18 protein-coding genes are annotated in these 15905 nt (G+C 73.6%); 7 read left to right on the forward strand and 11 right to left on the reverse strand.

Annotated features, from left to right (window positions below):
- The first annotated feature begins 50 nt into the window (after positions 1-50).
- Complete coding sequence (locus ABT403_RS22065) at positions 51-725, forward strand: HD domain-containing protein (protein WP_344162784.1); 675 nt, start codon at positions 51-53, stop codon at positions 723-725.
- Positions 726-813: 88 nt separating this feature from the next.
- Positions 814-2025, forward strand: a complete 1212-nt coding sequence (locus tag ABT403_RS22070) for a Cmx/CmrA family chloramphenicol efflux MFS transporter (protein WP_344165738.1) — start codon at positions 814-816, stop codon at positions 2023-2025.
- Here ABT403_RS22070 and ABT403_RS22075 read toward each other — a convergent pair.
- The 4 genes from ABT403_RS22075 to ABT403_RS22090 form a co-directional block, all read right to left on the reverse strand.
- Entirely contained in the window at positions 2015-3592 is a 1578-nt protein-coding gene (locus ABT403_RS22075; RefSeq protein ID WP_344162781.1) for a caspase family protein, read from the reverse strand. The genes ABT403_RS22070 and ABT403_RS22075 overlap by 11 nt on opposite strands.
- The gene (locus ABT403_RS22080) at positions 3580-4737 is read right to left on the reverse strand and encodes a lipase family protein (RefSeq protein ID WP_344162778.1); all 1158 of its coding nucleotides are present in this window, start codon (positions 4735-4737) and stop codon (positions 3580-3582) included. Before ABT403_RS22080 ends, ABT403_RS22075 begins: the two co-directional genes overlap by 13 nt.
- An 86-nt stretch (positions 4738-4823) precedes the next feature.
- Entirely contained in the window at positions 4824-5096 is a 273-nt protein-coding gene (locus tag ABT403_RS22085; RefSeq protein WP_344162775.1) for a DUF4031 domain-containing protein, read from the reverse strand.
- A 7-nt stretch (positions 5097-5103) separates the two neighbouring features.
- Positions 5104-5481 (reverse strand): DUF8819 family protein, encoded by a 378-nt coding sequence (locus ABT403_RS22090; protein ID WP_344162772.1) that lies wholly within the window; start codon positions 5479-5481, stop codon positions 5104-5106.
- A gap of 252 nt (positions 5482-5733) precedes the next feature.
- Between ABT403_RS22090 and murQ the strand changes: the two genes are divergently transcribed.
- The gene (gene murQ / locus ABT403_RS22095) at positions 5734-6657 is read left to right on the forward strand and encodes an N-acetylmuramic acid 6-phosphate etherase (RefSeq protein ID WP_344162769.1); all 924 of its coding nucleotides are present in this window, start codon (positions 5734-5736) and stop codon (positions 6655-6657) included.
- Positions 6658-6700: 43 nt separating this feature from the next.
- Positions 6701-8188 (forward strand): PTS transporter subunit EIIC, encoded by a 1488-nt coding sequence (locus ABT403_RS22100; protein ID WP_344162766.1) that lies wholly within the window; start codon positions 6701-6703, stop codon positions 8186-8188.
- A gap of 25 nt (positions 8189-8213) precedes the next feature.
- On the opposite strand, the gene ABT403_RS22105 is transcribed toward ABT403_RS22100, so the two are convergent.
- From ABT403_RS22105 to ABT403_RS22120, 4 genes are all read right to left on the reverse strand, one after another.
- Entirely contained in the window at positions 8214-8630 is a 417-nt protein-coding gene (locus ABT403_RS22105) for a PIN domain nuclease (protein WP_344162763.1), read from the reverse strand.
- Complete coding sequence (locus ABT403_RS22110) at positions 8621-8827, reverse strand: type II toxin-antitoxin system VapB family antitoxin (RefSeq protein ID WP_344162760.1); 207 nt, start codon at positions 8825-8827, stop codon at positions 8621-8623. Before ABT403_RS22110 ends, ABT403_RS22105 begins: the two co-directional genes overlap by 10 nt.
- A gap of 71 nt (positions 8828-8898) precedes the next feature.
- The gene (locus ABT403_RS22115) at positions 8899-9588 is read right to left on the reverse strand and encodes a hypothetical protein (RefSeq protein ID WP_344162757.1); all 690 of its coding nucleotides are present in this window, start codon (positions 9586-9588) and stop codon (positions 8899-8901) included.
- Complete coding sequence (locus tag ABT403_RS22120; RefSeq protein WP_344162754.1) at positions 9585-9803, reverse strand: hypothetical protein; 219 nt, start codon at positions 9801-9803, stop codon at positions 9585-9587. Before ABT403_RS22120 ends, ABT403_RS22115 begins: the two co-directional genes overlap by 4 nt.
- Positions 9804-9918: 115 nt before the next feature.
- Between ABT403_RS22120 and ABT403_RS22125 the strand changes: the two genes are divergently transcribed.
- Positions 9919-10752 (forward strand): helix-turn-helix domain-containing protein, encoded by an 834-nt coding sequence (locus ABT403_RS22125; RefSeq protein ID WP_344162752.1) that lies wholly within the window; start codon positions 9919-9921, stop codon positions 10750-10752.
- Positions 10736-10990, forward strand: a complete 255-nt coding sequence (locus ABT403_RS22130; protein WP_344162749.1) for a DUF397 domain-containing protein — start codon at positions 10736-10738, stop codon at positions 10988-10990. Before ABT403_RS22125 ends, ABT403_RS22130 begins: the two co-directional genes overlap by 17 nt.
- A 4-nt stretch (positions 10991-10994) precedes the next feature.
- Here the strand turns inward: ABT403_RS22130 and ABT403_RS22135 are convergent, their stop codons facing one another.
- On the reverse strand, positions 10995-12176 hold the full coding sequence (locus ABT403_RS22135; protein ID WP_344162746.1) for a S8 family peptidase: 1182 nt from the start codon (positions 12174-12176) through the stop codon (positions 10995-10997).
- 355 nt (positions 12177-12531) lie between these two features.
- Between ABT403_RS22135 and ABT403_RS22140 the strand changes: the two genes are divergently transcribed.
- Complete coding sequence (locus ABT403_RS22140) at positions 12532-12867, forward strand: protease inhibitor I9 family protein (protein ID WP_344162743.1); 336 nt, start codon at positions 12532-12534, stop codon at positions 12865-12867.
- 57 nt (positions 12868-12924) lie between these two features.
- Here the strand turns inward: ABT403_RS22140 and ABT403_RS22145 are convergent, their stop codons facing one another.
- Positions 12925-14793, reverse strand: a complete 1869-nt coding sequence (locus ABT403_RS22145) for a CAP domain-containing protein (RefSeq protein ID WP_351649617.1) — start codon at positions 14791-14793, stop codon at positions 12925-12927.
- Positions 14794-14812: 19 nt separating this feature from the next.
- The gene (locus ABT403_RS22150; protein ID WP_344162737.1) at positions 14813-15850 is read right to left on the reverse strand and encodes a hypothetical protein; all 1038 of its coding nucleotides are present in this window, start codon (positions 15848-15850) and stop codon (positions 14813-14815) included.
- Positions 15851-15905 lie beyond the last annotated feature (55 nt).

The raw sequence follows: 15905 nt of genomic DNA on the forward strand, positions 1-15905 counted from the left end.
CCCCGGCCCACCCATCACCAGCACCATCAGGCCACCCGCACAATGTCCGCATGGACACCCCCACGCGCACCGGCACGGACACCGGCACCGACACCGACACGCTGCGCCGCCGCTGGGCGGCCACCGCCGCCGCGGCCGGGGCCGGCCAGGACCCCGCCCCCTACGCCGACCGCCTCCTCACCGCCTGGGCGGAGCCCCAGCGCCGCTACCACACCACCGCCCACCTGGCCGACGTCCTCGCACGCCTCGACCTCCTCGCCCCGCACGCCGCCGACCCCACCGCCGTCGAACTGGCCGCCTGGTTCCACGACGCCGTCTACCGGCCCGACCGCTCCGAGAACGAGGAACGCAGCGCCGCCCTCGCCGAGCGCGCCCTCCCCGAGCTCGGCGTCGGCCCCGCCCGCACCGCCGAGGTCGCCCGCCTGGTCCGGCTCACCGTCACCCACGACCCCGCCCCCGGCGACACCAACGGCGAGGCCCTCTGCGACGCCGACCTCGCCGTCCTCGCGGGCCGCCCCGACGACCCCGGCGCCTACGCCGCCTACGCCGCCGCCGTCCGCGCCGAGTACGCCTTCGTCCCGGACGAGGCCTTCCGCACCGGCCGCGCCGCCGTCCTGCGCCAGCTCCTCGCCCTGCCCCGGCTCTTCCGCACCCCGTACGGCGCCGCCCACTGGGAGGCCCCCGCCCGCCGCAACCTCGCCGCCGAACTCGCCACCCTGACCTGACACACCCCGCGCCCCGCCGGGAATGCGCCCCGCTTCCCTCCGGTTCGTGAGAAACATGCCCGCAGCCTCAGCCAACGCCCCGTCCCGCATGCCCGTCGCCGTGTACGTCCTCGGCCTCTCCGTCTTCGCCCTCGGCACCAGCGAATTCATGCTGTCCGGGCTCCTGCCGCCCATCGCCGAGGACATGGGAGTCTCCATCCCACGGGCCGGCCTGCTCATATCCGCCTTCGCGATCGGCATGGTCATCGGGGCGCCGCTGCTGGCCGTCGCCACCCTGCGCCTCCCGCGCCGCACCACCCTCATCACGCTCATCAGCCTCTTCGGCCTCGGCCAGGTCGCCGGCGCGCTCGCCCCCTCCTACGGGTTCCTCTTCGCCTCCCGCGTCGTCTCGGCCTTCGCCTGCGCCGGGTTCTGGGCCGTCGGCGCCGCCGTCGCCATCGCCATGGTCCGCGAGGACCAGCGCGCCCGCGCCATGTCCATCATGATCGGCGGCCTCTCCATCGCCAACGTCCTCGGCGTCCCCGCCGGCGCCTTCCTCGGCGAGCAGCTCGGCTGGCGCTCCGCGTTCTGGTCCGTCGGCGCCGCCTCCGCCGTCGCCCTCGCCGGCATCCTGGCGCTCATCCCGAAGATCCCGCTGCCCGCCGAGAAGCCCCGCCTGCGCCGCGAACTCGGCATCTACGGGGACCTCCAGGTGTGGCTGGCCGTCGCCGTCACCGCCCTCGCCGCAGGCGGCGTGTTCTGCGCCTTCAGCTACCTGTCGCCGCTGCTCACGGACGTGGCCGGACTGGACTCGGCCTGGGTGCCGTGGGTCCTCGCCCTCTTCGGCGTCGGCGCGCTGGTAGGCACCACCGTCGGCGGCCGGATCGCCGACGGCCGCCTCTTCACGGTGATGATCTGGGGCATCACCGCCTCCACCGTCTTCCTCACGGCCCTCGCCCTGCTGGCCTCGGTCCAGGTGGCGGCGGTCGCGCTGTCCTTCCTGCTCGGCGTCTCGGCGTTCTTCACCGCCCCCGCGCTCAACGCCCGCATGTTCAACGTCGCCGGCGCCGCCCCCACCCTCGCCGGAGCCACCACCACCGCCGCGTTCAACCTCGGCAACACGGGCGGCCCCTGGCTCGGCGGCACGGTCATCGACGGCGGGTACGGGTATGCCGCCACCGCGTGGGCGGGGGCGGCGATGACCGTCACCGCGATCGCCCTGACCCTGCTGGCGCTCCGCATCGACCGCCGGTCGGGCGCGACCCGGCTGATCACCGGCTCGACCCCCGCCCCGGCGCCGACGGACGCCGTCAGTAGGTGAACGGCATCGAATGGCCGCGGCTCGGGTCGGTCGTGGCGTACTGCGCGCTCGTCCCCTCGGTCAGCGTGCTGATGTGGACTTCGTAGTCGGACTTGGCCTTGAGCGTGGCGGTCACGTCCATCTCGAACCGCTGAGACGCGCTGCCGGCCCGGATCGTCCACGCCTTCGGCCCGCCGGCGGGGAACACGTAGGACCTGTTCGGCCCGGCCAGCCAGAGGTTCACCGTCACGTCCTTGGGAACGGTCGCCCGGACGATGGCCACCATGGTGATCCGCCCGCCGGTGCGCACGTAGCAGACCGTCTCCAGGACGTCGGCGACGCTCGTCGTGTGCTCGGCTCCGCACGACTGCCCCGGAACACTCGCCGACGGTGACACCGCCGGCTTCTGCGAAGCGGACGTGGCGCCCGTCGGAACCGAGGGAACAGGCGACGGGGAGGCCGAAGGGGACGGCGACGGCGTCGCCGGCCCCGAGGCCGACGCGACCGCCGCCACCGCCGGAGCCCCCGAGGGCCCCGGCTGGTCCGGGCGGTCCGGGTCGTCCCCCCGGGACAGGAACATCGCCACGATCGCGACCATCGCGACCAGCGCGAGCGCCCCGCCCCCGGCCGCCCACGCCGCCGCCCGGCCGCCCCCGCCGCGTCGCGACGGCTTCGCCGCCGGGGCGGACGGGGCGGACGGGGCGCGGTCCGGCGGGGTCGCGCCCGCCGACCGCTGCCAGATCTCCACGTCACCACCGACCGGCTGGATCACCAGCGTGACCGGGGTCTGGAGCTGCCGGCTGCCCAGGCGGTGGCCGGCGAAGTGTTCCTTGACGTGCGCGACCAGCGCGTCGAGGTCCGTGCCCAGGTCCGGCGAGTGCTCCTCCAGCCAGTCCATGACGGCGGTCGAGAACGCCCCGGTCCGCGCGGCACCGCGATGCGTCGCCGCCTGCCCCGACGCGGCGGCGAGCAGCATGAACTGTTCCACCGGCACCCGGTTGCCCGTCGGCAGGACGGCGACGTCCCGTCTGGTCCGGCCCGCCGGCACGAAGGTCGCGCAGGCGTCCACGAGGAAGACCTGCCGGCGGCAGCTCGCCACGTCCGGCCGGGTCAGGTAGTCCCGCAGGTCCATCAGGTCCAGGTAGCGCCGATCGGCGTCCGAGGCGTCCGGGCAGAGCAGGAGCCGGCGGTCGCCCCGGTCCAGTTCGCCGTGCCCGCCCCAGTACACGTACAGCACGTCGCCCTCGGGCACGCTCCGCGACGGCGCGGACGGTGCGGACTGCACGGACCGCACGGACGGCGCGAGTTTGTCGAGGATCTGGTCGCGGGAGATGACGGGCTCGATGGCCACGCCCAGCTCCCGTGCCTCGGTGTTCAGGGCGGGCCAGGAGTCCTTCATCGGCGCCAGCAGCAGCCTGATGTTCCCGCCGGGGACCCCGCGCCGGCGCAGCCAGCGGGCGAGCCGCATCGCGTCGGCCGCGGCGCCCGGCAGCGCTCCGCCCGGCATGCGCGGATAGTCCTCGATGCCGACCAGCAGGGCGTGCACCCGCTCCGGGTCGGGGAAGGAGGGCCCGGTCAGCTCAGCCATGTGCCGACCGCGTTCCAGACCTCCTGGTTGGACCAGTACGTGGTGTGCGCCCAGGGGAAGGGCTGCCGGTTGTCGACCCGGTGGTCCTGCGCCCGGCCCGGGAAGACCTCCGAGGCCTGGTACGAGAGGAGGTCGCGGTCGTCGTAGATGTTCAGCCACCTCGCCGGGAAGCCCGGCGGCAGGCCCTCGGGGTGTTCGAGGGAGACCAGGGCCCCGATCTCGTAGAAGTACGGCGCCTGTGAGCCCACCGTGATCAGCTGGTCCACGCGCTCCAGCCGCTCGCGCACCAGCAGGTCGACGCAGGCGACCCCGCCGAGGCTGTGCGCGATCACGGTGACCGCGTCCCCCGGCGTGTTCTCGACGGTCCGCTTGATCAGGTCGCGTACGCCCTGACCACGGGCCTGGTACCGCAGGATGTCACCGACGGCCGGCAGCGTCGCGTCACCCCACGCCCCGCGCCGGTAGCGGCCCCGCCAGCCCACGGGCCGGGCCAGCGCCTTGGCGAGGAAGCCGCCGACGGACCGGCCCTCGGCGTACAGCTCGGTGCCGAGCACGGCGAGCAGCTCGTCGCGCACCGTCCCGGAGACCTCGCCGCCCCGCTCGAAGGCCAGGGCGAGGGTCATGGCCACCACGGCGCGGGCCACGGCCCGGCGGTGCTCGGTGCCGTCCGCGTCCGCCGTCGCGGCCGCGTCGTGGAGCTCGGGCGCCCGCACCACGACCCGCAGCGCCTCGGTGAACTCCTCGGCCAGGCCCCGCGCGGCGAACGCCTCGACCACGGCGGGCCCCGGCGCGTACCCGGTGACCTCGGCGAGGAACTCCTCGGAGGGCGGCAGCCCGAACCCGAAGCCCTCTTCCGGCACGGGCTGGAGCCCGAGCAGCCGCAGCTCGTACCAGGGGTCCTCGTACAGGACGTCCCAGACGGCGATCTCGTCGTCCTCCGGCGCGCCGCCCCGCGTCTGCCGGTAGCGGGGCACGGAGGCCCCGTCCAGAGCCATGGCCGCGCCCTGCTCCCTGCCCCAGAAGCAGCCGCGGACCTCCAGCTCCGGCCTGATGTCCGCGAGGCGGGCCCGGACCGCGCTGAAGGTCTCCTTGTACGAAGCCTCACGGACTCCGGTCCCGTGTACGAACAGCACTGACCGCCGCACGATCCCCCTCATCCCGATACGAGTGGCCGAACCGCGGTCATCCTAGTTCAGCAAATCACCCTGAAAGCAGGAGAGATGACGGGCATTCAGGCCATCGGCGGGCGATGTTTCGGCCGTCGCAGGCCCGCCTCCGTCAGCCGGCGGACCAGCTCCTTGCTGCCGATCTCCACCGCCCCCGCCCCCACCGCGTCCGCGTACCGGTGCGACGGCACGTCGTAGTGGTCGCGCTCGAAGGCGCGCGGCGGGCAGCCGATGCCCGCCGCGAAGGCGTGCAGCTCCTCGTACGAGACGTCGCTGACCATGTGCGACCACAGGCGGCCGTGCCCCGGCCACACCGGCGGGTCGATGTACACCGTCACCGGCGGCTCACCGGCCCGGGTGGAAGACGGGGCCGAGACCGCCCACCGCCGCCACCTTCACACCGGCCTCCGAGCACACCCAGTGCGGGTCCGGGCCCAGCTCCGGCTCCACGTCCAGCGCGTGCGGATCCCCGTGCGCGCACACGGGGCACAGCGGCCAGCGCCCGTACTTCTCCAGCAGGGCGTCCTTCACGTCCTGCGCGACGAGTCCGGCAAGGTAGTTGACCCCCTCCGGCCACTGCTCCACCCACCACCGGCGGTGCGTGACCGAGTCCTCGACGAGGGAGACGACATCGGCATCGGCGACCTCACCGGCGGCGAGATCGGCGAGAACCAGAGCACGGGCGACATGAAGCGCCTGTTCCAGGGGGGTCGCGTGGTCCATGGGCTCATTTTGACCCCTCACCGCCCGAAAAGGGGAGGGGATGCCTCCCCCACCCGGCCCGGCGGACCGCCGCCGGGTCCCCATCGGTGCCACCATGGCCCCCACCGGGAAGCCCCCGCCGGGAAGCCCCCGCCCCGCACAGAGCCACCGCGAAGCAGCACAGAGCCACGACACAGCCACCACAGAGCCACCACACTGCACCGCAGAGCCACCACAGCGCACCGCAGAGCCACCGCCCGCAGGAGCCCGCACATGACCGCGTACGCCGACCTCCGCGCCCAGCTCGACACCCTCACCACCGAGGCCTTCCGCCCCGACCTGGCCGAGATCGACCGGCTCCCCACCCTGGAGATCGCCCGGCTGATGAACGCCGAGGACGCCACCGTCCCGGCCGCCGTCGCCGCCCGGCTGGAGGAGATCGCCGCCGCCGTCGACGCCATCGCCGAGCGGATGGCCCGCGGGGGCCGCCTCCTCTACGCCGGCGCCGGCACCGCCGGCCGGCTCGGCGTCCTCGACGCCAGCGAGTGCCCGCCCACCTTCAACACCGACCCCGCGCAGGTCGTCGGCCTGATCGCGGGCGGCCCCGGCGCCATGGTGAAGGCCGTCGAGGGCGCCGAGGACTCACCGGAACTGGCCGCCGAGGACCTCACCGCCCTCGGCCTGAGTGCCGACGACACCGTCGTCGGCGTCTCCGCCTCCGGCCGCACCCCGTACGCGATCGGCGCCGTCGAGTTCGCCCGGACGCGCGGCGCGCTCACCGTCGGACTGTCCTGCAACGCCGGATCCGCCCTCGCCGCGGCCGCCGAACACGGCATCGAGGTGGTCGTCGGCCCCGAGCTGCTCACCGGCTCCACCCGGCTGAAGGCCGGCACCGCGCAGAAGCTCGTCCTGAACCTGATCTCGACGGTCACGATGATCCGCCTCGGCAAGACGTACGGGAACCTCATGGTCGACGTCCGCGCCACCAACGAGAAGCTGCGCGCCCGCTCCCGCCGCATCGTCGCCCTGGCCACCGGCGCGCCCGACGCGGAGATCGAGGCCGCGCTCACCGCCACCGGCGGCGAGGTCAAGAACGCGATCCTCGTCCTCCTCGGCGGGGTGGACGGCCCCACCGCCGCCCGTCTGCTGACCGCCGCCCACGGCCACCTGCGCGAGGCGCTCGCCGCCGTCCGCTGACCCCCGGCCCCCCACCCTCCGGCCCCCACAGCAAGGCGACCGCATGTCCCCTGACAAGAACCGTGACACCGCCGCCGCGATCCTGCCCCTGGTCGGCGGCCCGGACAACGTCGGCTCCGTCGCGCACTGCATGACCCGCCTGCGGATCGGCCTGCACGACCGCTCCCTCGTCGACGACGCCGCCCTGCGGGCCGTCCCCGGCGTCCTCGGCGTGGTCGAGGACGGCGCCACGTACCAGATCGTGCTCGGGCCGGGCGCCGTCGCCCGGGTCACCCCCGCGTTCGAGACCCTCGTCGCCGAAGCCCGTACGGCGTCCCGCGCGCGGCCGGCCGTCACGGCGGAGGCGCTGGCCGCCCGGGGCGCGGCCCTCAAGAACGCCCGCAAGGCCCGCAACGCCACCCCGTTCAAGCTGTTCCTGCGCCGGATCGCGAACGTCTTCGTCCCGCTGATCCCCGCCCTCATCGGCTGCGGGATCATCGCCGGCCTGGGCGGGCTCCTCGCCAACCTCGGCTGGGTCCCCGCGCTGGTCCCGGCGCTGGCCGCGATCGGCTCCGGGTTCATGTCCCTCATCGCCGTGTTCGTCGGCCACAACACCGCGAAGGAGTTCGGCGGTACGCCCGTCCTCGGCGGGGCGGTCGCGGCGGTGATCGTCTTCCCCGGCGTCGCGAAGATCGACGCCTTCGGGCAGCACCTCTCCCCCGGCCAGGGCGGGGTCCTCGGCGCCCTCGCCGCCGCGCTCCTCGCCGTCCGCGTCGAGCGCTGGTGCCGGCGCCGGGTCCCCGAAGCCCTCGACGTGCTGGTCACCCCGACCCTCACCGTGCTCGTCCCCGGCCTGGTCACCCTCTACGGCCTGATGTGCGTCGCCGGGACCGTCTCCGCCGGCATCGGCACCTTCGCCGACCGGCTCCTCACCACCGGCGGCGCCGTCGCCGGGATGGTCCTGGGCGGCCTGTTCCTCCCCCTGGTGATGCTCGGCCTGCACCAGGCCCTGATCCCCATCCACACCACCCTCATCGACCAGACCGGATACACCGTCCTGCTGCCGATCCTCGCGATGGCGGGCGCGGGCCAGGTCGGGGCGGCCCTGGCCGTCTACTGCCGCCTCCCCCGCAACGGCTCGCTGCGCGCCACCATCCGCTCCGCGCTCCCGGCCGGCCTCCTGGGCGTCGGCGAGCCGCTGATCTACGGGGTCTCGCTGCCGCTGGGCCGCCCGTTCGTCACCGCCTGCGTCGGCGGCGCGGCGGGCGGGGCGTTCATCGGCCTGTTCAACCAGCTGGGCGTCGCCTTCGGCTCCACCGCCATCGGCCCCTCGGGCTGGGCGCTGTTCCCGCTGCTGGAGGGCACCTCGGGGATGGCCGCGACCCTGGCCGTCTACGCGGGCGGCCTGCTCACGGGCTACGTGACGGGGTTCGCGGCGACGTACTTCTTCGGCTTCACGCGGCAGATGCTGGACGAACTGAACACCGCCCCGGCCCCCGCGCCCCCGCCCACCGCCCCGGGCCAGCCGACGGAGGAACCGGCCCTGGCCTGACCGGACCGCCCGGCGGGAAGTCCGGCTACGGTACGGAGCCCTGCTCCACCACCCACTCGACCGGCTGGCCCGTGACCTTGGCGATGCCGTCGTAATCCGCGTCGTAGTGCAGGACCACCACGCCATGACGCTCGGCCGTGGCCGCGATCAGCAGGTCCGCCAGCGAGGCCCGGCGGTGGTCCCCACTCTGCGCGAGCAGCCCCTGCACCTCGATGGCCCGCTCGCCGATCTCGTCGGTCAGCGGAAGCCACTCGAAGCCCCGGCGTACGGAGCGGCCCCGCGCGTGGTCCTCGGCGTTGCGTGTGCTGTAAAGGATTTCCAGGTCGACGACCGCGCAGGTGGCGAGCACACCGCGCTCCAACAGCGGCATCAGCCTTTCCCGGACGGAAGGCAGATGCATCCGGGCCCACGCGCTCTTGTCGACCAGGTACCTCACCGCCATGCGTCCCCCATCACCTCAGGGTCGCGCAGGTCGTCGAAGACACCCTCGTCCATCAGTTCCACGAAACGCCGCCGACGCGCCGCCGCCACGAACTCCGCCAGTGCTCCGTTGATGGTCGCCCGCTTGGTCGTGGTCCCCAGTATCTCCGCCGCCTCGGCGAGCAGTGCATCATCCAGGTCCACCATGGTGCGTGACATCGCGCCCTCCAGGCATAAAGATGCGGCAGATCTATATGCCATCGTACGGGCGGGCTCGGCCGCCGGCACGCTCATTCCCGCCCCGGGTCGGCGGGCACGGCCCCGCCGGCAGCCATCCGCAGGAACCCGGCCAGGTCCTCCACCGAGTACCCCAGCCGCGGCCCCCGCTCGGCCACCATCAGCAGCAGCTGGCCGACGATCTCCGCACCCCACCCGTCCGGCCCGTCCTCCACCCACTCCTGCACCTTCTCCACCCCGAGATCGCACAGCAGCAGCCCGTACCCCTCCCGGACCTCCGCGCACGTCGCCGCCACCGCGTCCAGCAGCCGCGCCCCCGGCCGCTCGCAGCGCAGCCCGAAGCCCCCGCCGACCGGCTCGGCCACGCACCCGCGCGGCGGCCGGGCCCTGAGCCGGTCGTAGCGCGGATCCTCGTACGGCGGGCACTCCCCGGCGGGCCGGTGCAGCAGCGTGAACCGCTGCCATCCCGGCGGCGGAGGCGGCTGCGGGCGCCACCCCTCCACCCCGAACGCCTCCTGCACCTGCGCCGTCGCCTCGTCCGCCGAACCGGCCACCCGCGTCACCCGCCGCCGCCCGTCGTCCCCGACCGCCGTCCACGTCCCGCCCGCCTCGTCCCGCCGCACCCGTACGGCGAGCCCCGCACCCCCGCGCCGCCACCCGCCGCCGCCGAGGGCCGCCTCCAGCCCGCGCAGCCGCCACCCCAGCTCGAAGGCGAACTCCGCCGCCTCGACCGGCTCGCTCACGCCCCCGCCCGCTCGTGCAGGACGGCGGCCAGCCGCAGGGCGGTGTCCAGGTTGCAGCGGCCGAGGTCCACGAGGGGGAGCCCGTAGGTACCGGCGGCGGAGACCCCGTCCACGTCGAGGGAGGGGAAGGTGACCCCGACCCCCTCCAGGGACTCCCTCAGCTGACGCACGGCCTCCTCGGCCGCCCGCATCCGCTCCTTCGGCGTGAGCACCATGACATGTCACCTTTCTACTCTGAGTATTCAGCTCCTCTACACAGAGTGGCGGTGGTCTCGATAGCCTTCAAGGAGGTCAACCGCAGCAACCGCAGCTGTTGGAGCAGGAGTTGCCATGCCAGCAAAGCCCCTCGACCCCTCCTCACCCCGCGCCCTCCTGGGCGCCGAACTCCGCGTCGCCCGCGAACGCCGCGACATGAGCCAGGCCGCCCTGGGCGAGAAGCTCTTCGTGAGCGGCTCGTACATCGGCCAGATGGAGAACGGCACCCGCCGCATCACCCTCGAACTCGCCACGGCCATAGACCAGGTCCTGGGGACGGACGGGTTCTTCACCCGCAACTGCGGGGCCTCGGCCAAGTCCAAGTACCCGGAACACTTCGCGGAGGCCGCCGAGGCAGAGGCCGAGGCGGTGACCATCAAGGAGTACTCGCCTCTCGCGCTACCGGGCATGCTCCAGACGGAGCCCTACGCCCGGGAAGTCTTTCGCGCCTACCGGCCGACCGCGACGGAAGACGACATCGACGAGCTTGTGGCAAACCGGCTGGACCGAGCCGCGCTGCTGAAGAACCCAACTAAGCCCATGTTGTGGTGCATTCTCGACGAGACCGTCATCCGGCGGGCGGTTGGGGGGCCTGCCGTAATGGCGGGGGCGTTGCGACACATCCTCAACCTCACGCTCGCCCATCGAATCGTCGTCCAGGTGCTCCCTTTCCGTGCGGGCGCCCACGCCTCGATGGGCGGCACTTTGAAGCTGATGACGTTCGAGGACGCTCCGCCCCTCGCCTACATCCAAGGCAACGCGATGGGCATGCTGTTGGACGATCCGGCCACAGTTACCCGCCACAGCCTGACCTACGATCTCCTCACGGCCAATGCGCTGTCACCGCGCGAGTCCCTGGCCATGATCGAAGCTGCGGCGGAGGGTTACGCACATGACGACCATGCCTGAGTACGACCTATCGGCAGCCACCTGGCACAAGTCCAGCTACAGCGGCGGCAGCGGCGGCGACTGCGTTGAGATGGCCACCTGGCGCAAGTCCACCCACAGCGACGGCACCGGCGGCGACTGCGTAGAGGTCTGCGACGCGCACCCCGACGTGGTCCCCGTCCGGGACTCCAAGCAGCCCGAAGGCCCGCACGTGGTGTTCCGCGCGCGGGCCTGGGCCGAGTTCGTCCGTACGCTCTGAGCCGTCAGAGACCGGCGGTCCACAGCAGCCTGTTCGGGCTGCCGTTGCCGAGGTTGGTCACGACGTCCTTCGTGGACTTGGTCTCCAGCCACTCCTTGAGGGCCGCCGTGCCCGCCTCCGGGTGGGACGCCCGGTAGAGGGCGACGACGCCCGTGACGTGCGGCGCGGCCATGGACGTACCGTTCAGGGCCACGCTGCCGCCGCCGAGCTTCGCCGAGACGATCTCCTGGCCCGGGGCGTAGAGGGTGAGACACCGGCCGTAGTTGGAAAAGAAGGCCTCCTGGTCGTAGCGGTCGGTCGCCCCGACCGTCACCACGCGCGCCGCCGAGGCGGGCGAGACGTAGCAGGCGTCCTTCGCGGAGTTGCCCGCCGCGATCACCGGCAGGACGCCCGCGTCGAACAGGGCGTTGGCGGCGTCGTTGACCGCCTGCGACCGGTCGCCGCCCAGGGAGCCGTTGAGCACGGCCGGCTGCTTGGCGTTCTTGGCCACCCAGTCCATGCCCGCGATGATCCCGGACCACGCGCCCGTGGCGTCGCACCCCAGGACGCGGACGCTGACCAGGTCCGCCTTGCGCGCCACCCCGTACGTGGCACCGGCGACCGTACCCGCGACGTGCGTGCCGTGGCCGTTGCAGTCCTGGCCGCCCCGGCCGTCGCCCATGGCGTCGAAGCCCGGCTTGGCGCGGCCGCCGAACTCGGAGTGCGCGTAGTCGATGCCGGTGTCCAGGATGTAGGCGGTCACCCCGGCTCCGTTGCCGTGGGTCGTGAACTCGCCGTCGAGGGGCAGGTGTCTCTGGTCGATCCGGTCCTGGCCCCACGAGGCGGCCGGCCCCCGCACGCCCGCCGGGGAGGCCGGCAGCGGCACGGACCGCACGCGTCCGTCCTCCTCCACCGACTTCACCCCCAGGGTGACGCGGGCGATCGTCAGCTGGAGCGGGGTCATCGGGGCCGCGAAGCCGTTCATCGCCGAGGTGTAGACGAACGAGGGCTTCAGCCCGAGCTTCTCGGCCGTCTTGGCCGCGTCCACCCCCTTCTCCAGGGTCACGATGTACCGGCCGGGCAGGGAGTCCGCGGCCGTGTGCAGCGGTACCGGGGTCGGTTCGGGGCCGGCGGCGGAGGCGGTTCCGGCCGTGAGCGGGGTGACGGTGAGGAGGGCGGCGGTGGCCAGACGGACGAGCAGGCGCATGGTGGGGACTCCCTGAGGGCCGGGAAGGTCGGCATGGGCGAGCCGCCCGCGCGGCGACGAGTTCTCGCTGCGGGGGCGGCCTTCCCTTCCATCGGGTCACGCCCCGGCCCGGCTTGACCCCCTGCCCCTGTCTGGCCGATCCACGCCGGGGCCGGCCGACGGCACCGCTGGCGAAAGGTTTCTCCCCCTGGGGCGGCGGCGGCCCGAGCCGGAGTGCGGGCCCGGGCCGCCCCGGTAAGACCACCCGTACGGCCCGCCGCCACCCCGGGGAGCGCGCGGCCGACCGGACGGACGTGCCACCGCCACACCCCCCGACGTCGTTGACCGGCCCCTTCGCGCGTGGTGGCCTCGCCGCATGCGCAACCGTGTGAGCCGAGCCCTGCCCGTGGCCGCCGCCGTTCTGGCCGCCGTCGCCGTCCTGCCCCTGTCCACCGCCGCCGACGCCGCCGCCCGGCGTGAGCCCGCGTCCCGGACGGCGCCGGTCGACTGGCCCTCGTACATCGTCACCGTGCGCCGGGGCGTCGACCCGGCCGCCGTCGCCGCGCAGGTCGGCGGCGTACGGCCGGACCGCTACTTCCACCACGCGCTGAACGGCTTCGCGGCCCGGCTCAGCCCGGAGCAGGTCGCGGACGTGGCCGCGCTGCCGGGGGTGGTGGCGGTGGAGGCGGACGGCTCGGCGGGGCCCGCCTGACGGCAGGGGCCGGCCCCGGCGGCCACCTCCGTGGCGCCGGGGCCGGTCCCCTGCCCGCTACTGCGGGGCGGAACTTCCCGGTGGGGCGATGTTGAACGAGGGGTGCGCGGCCCACGCACCGCCTCCGGCGGCGTCCCACCACTGCGAACGCACCGAACCATCAGGCCCGATCCAGAACACGTCCAGATGGTTGTTGCGCTGCGCCACGGCGGCGACACCCGATCTCAGCGCGGCAGCACCAGAACCCACGATGCCGAACGAGGGATGAGCAGCCCACGCACCGCCCCCACCGGCGTCCCACCACTGCGAACGCACCGAACCATCAGGCCCGATCCAGAACACATCCAGATGGTTGTTCCTCTGGGACACAGCGGCCACGGCCGAACCCGACGCGGCCACACCAGGCGCCGCGATGTTGAACGAGGGATGCGAAGCCCACGCACCACCCGCACCGGCATCCCACCACTGCGAACGCACCGAACCATCAGGCCCGATCCAGAACACGTCCAGATGGTTGTTGCGCTGCGCCACGGCGGCGACACCCGATCTCAGCGCGGCAGCACCAGAACCCACGATGCCGAACGAGGGATGAGCAGCCCACGCACCGCCCCCACCGGCGTCCCACCACTGCGAACGCACCGAACCATCAGGCCCGATCCAGAACACATCCAGATGGTTGTTCCTCTGGGACACAGCGGCCACGGCCGAACCCGACGCGGCCACACCAGGCGCCGCGATGTTGAACGAGGGATGCGAAGCCCACGCACCACCCGCACCGGCATCCCACCACTGCGAACGCACCGAACCATCAGGCCCCACCCAGAACACGTCCAGATGGTTGTTGCGCTGCACCACGGCAGCCACGCCCGAAGCCGTGGCGGCGGCGCCCGGTGGCGCGATGTTGAACGAGGGGTGCGAAGCCCACGCACCGCCCGCGCCGGCGTCCCACCACTGCGAACGCACGGAACCGTCAGGCCCGATCCAGAACACGTCCAGATGACCGTCACGTTGGGACACGGCGGACACAGCCGAACTCGGGACGGCGCTACCGGGTGCCGCGATGTTGAACGAGGGGTGCGAAGCCCACGCACCACCCGCACCGGCGTCCCACCACTGCGAACGCACCGAACCGTCGGGCCCCACCCAGAACACGTCCAGATGGTTGTTGCGCTGCGCGACGGCGCTGGTGCCCCGGAAGGGCGTGGTGGGCGCGGGGGGCTTCGGGGGCACGGGAGGAGGAAGCGGCTTGACGCTGCCGGCCGGGATGGCCCGCTGCCCGATGATGTTGCCCGCGGCGGCGTACCGGCATACCAGGATCCAGCCCTTGGTCTCGTTCACCGGCACGCCCTCCTTCACACCGCAACCGATCGCGGTGGTGAGGGACTGGGGCGACATCCAGACGATCTGGGAGTAGTGGCCCCAGACCTTGTAATTGGTGTCGTTGATCGGGGCGTTCTGGTCCTTGTCGAACGCGTCCTTCTCGGCGATCCAGCTGTAGCTCACCGAGGGGTCGAGCGCCATCAGGGGACGGGCCGGTCCGGGGGCACTGTTGAGCAGGTTCTCGCCCTCGTTGCCGTTGGTGGCGCGGCTGCTGTGGTGCAGTCGACCGTTCGCGCTGGACGCCGGATCGTCCGCCCAGGCCTGCGCGTCGCACGCGAGCTTCGGGCTCCAGGTGACGGAGGTCAGGGCGAGGTCGGGGTTGTACTTCTTGATGGCCGCCCGGCGGGCGTCGTTATGGGCGCGGACGAGGGCGTCGGCGTCGGCGGCCGTGATCTGGGAGCCCGTGCCGGGCGGGGGGTTGGCCGTGGGGCACAGGGCGGACTTCGCCACCGTCGCGGGGGTGTACGCGAAGGCGGTCGAGGTCGAACCCATCATGACGAGGCCGCACAGGAGGGCGGCAGCGGTGGAGAAGGGTTTCGGTTTCATGGAACACCTCGATGGGGTGTCATCGAAGGCCGGGCGCCCCCGCGTCCGGCCGGAGCAGGGCCAGGAGCACCGTCCTGGCCACGGCGGGACCCGGCAGGATGCCGGTGTAGCGGCCCGCGTCGGTGAAGGCGATGTGGTCTTCCTCGTCGAGGAGGGCCGCCCTGAGCCAGGCCGCGTCCTCGTCGGTGTGCTCCAGCGACCGCGTATGCAGGACGGGGGCGAACAGCTGCCGCAGCCGCGGGACGTCGATCTCGTCGGGTGAGCCGTCGAACCGGTCCACGCGCCGGGCCAGCAGCTGTTCCTCCAGGAACGGGCTGAGGGCGTCGCGCGGCGGCGGGTGCGTCAGGCCGCGCAGGCCCTCCAGACCGAGCTCCTTCATCAGCCGCGCCGCCGGCGCCGGCCCCGACGCCTCGGCGAGACGGACCCCGACGGCCTGCCCGGAGGCCTCCAGGTACGCCTTGCGCAGGTCCGGGTCCGCGTCCTGGAGCCGCTGGAGGAGGTCGGCCGGGCGCGCCCAGCCGACGTACCGGCCGTCACGGCCCTCCCCGTGCGCCGTGAAGACGACCACCGCCGGCCCGCCGGGCCGGGCCGCCGCCGCGCACAGGAGCAGCAGCCGGTGCTCCCACCAGGCGTGCCCGTCCTCCAGGTCGACGACCACCACCTCGGCGCCGCGCAGCCCCCGCAGCGAGGTCACGGCCCCGCCGAAGCCGGCCGGCGACACGGCCAGACCGCGCCGGGAGGCGGCCGCCGCCGTGAGGGCGGCCTTGACCGCGCCGGGCTCGACGCCCCCCGCGCCGCCGGACGCGACGAACCCGCTGAGCAGCACCAGCAGGACGGGCAGCACGCTCAGGCCGACGATGACCAGCAGCGCCCACCCCGCCGACACCGCGCCCAGGCCCAGCGCGTCACGCGCGGCGCCCCAGGCCAGGGACAGGAGGACCAGCAGGACGGGGACCAGGAGCACCGCCGCCCGTACGCCGAACGGCCAGAACGCCAGGCCGGCCCCCCTGGGGCGGGCCATGGCCTGCGCCCGGTGCGTCCTGCGCGGCGCGTCCACGGCTCCCATTATCGGCGGGCCGCCCGGTCACCGCCCGGGGAGCCGACGGGCCCGC

This window comes from Streptomyces sp. NPDC000075 (genome assembly GCF_040301925.1).
Classification (GTDB): Bacteria; Actinomycetota; Actinomycetes; order Streptomycetales; family Streptomycetaceae; genus Streptomyces; species Streptomyces polychromogenes.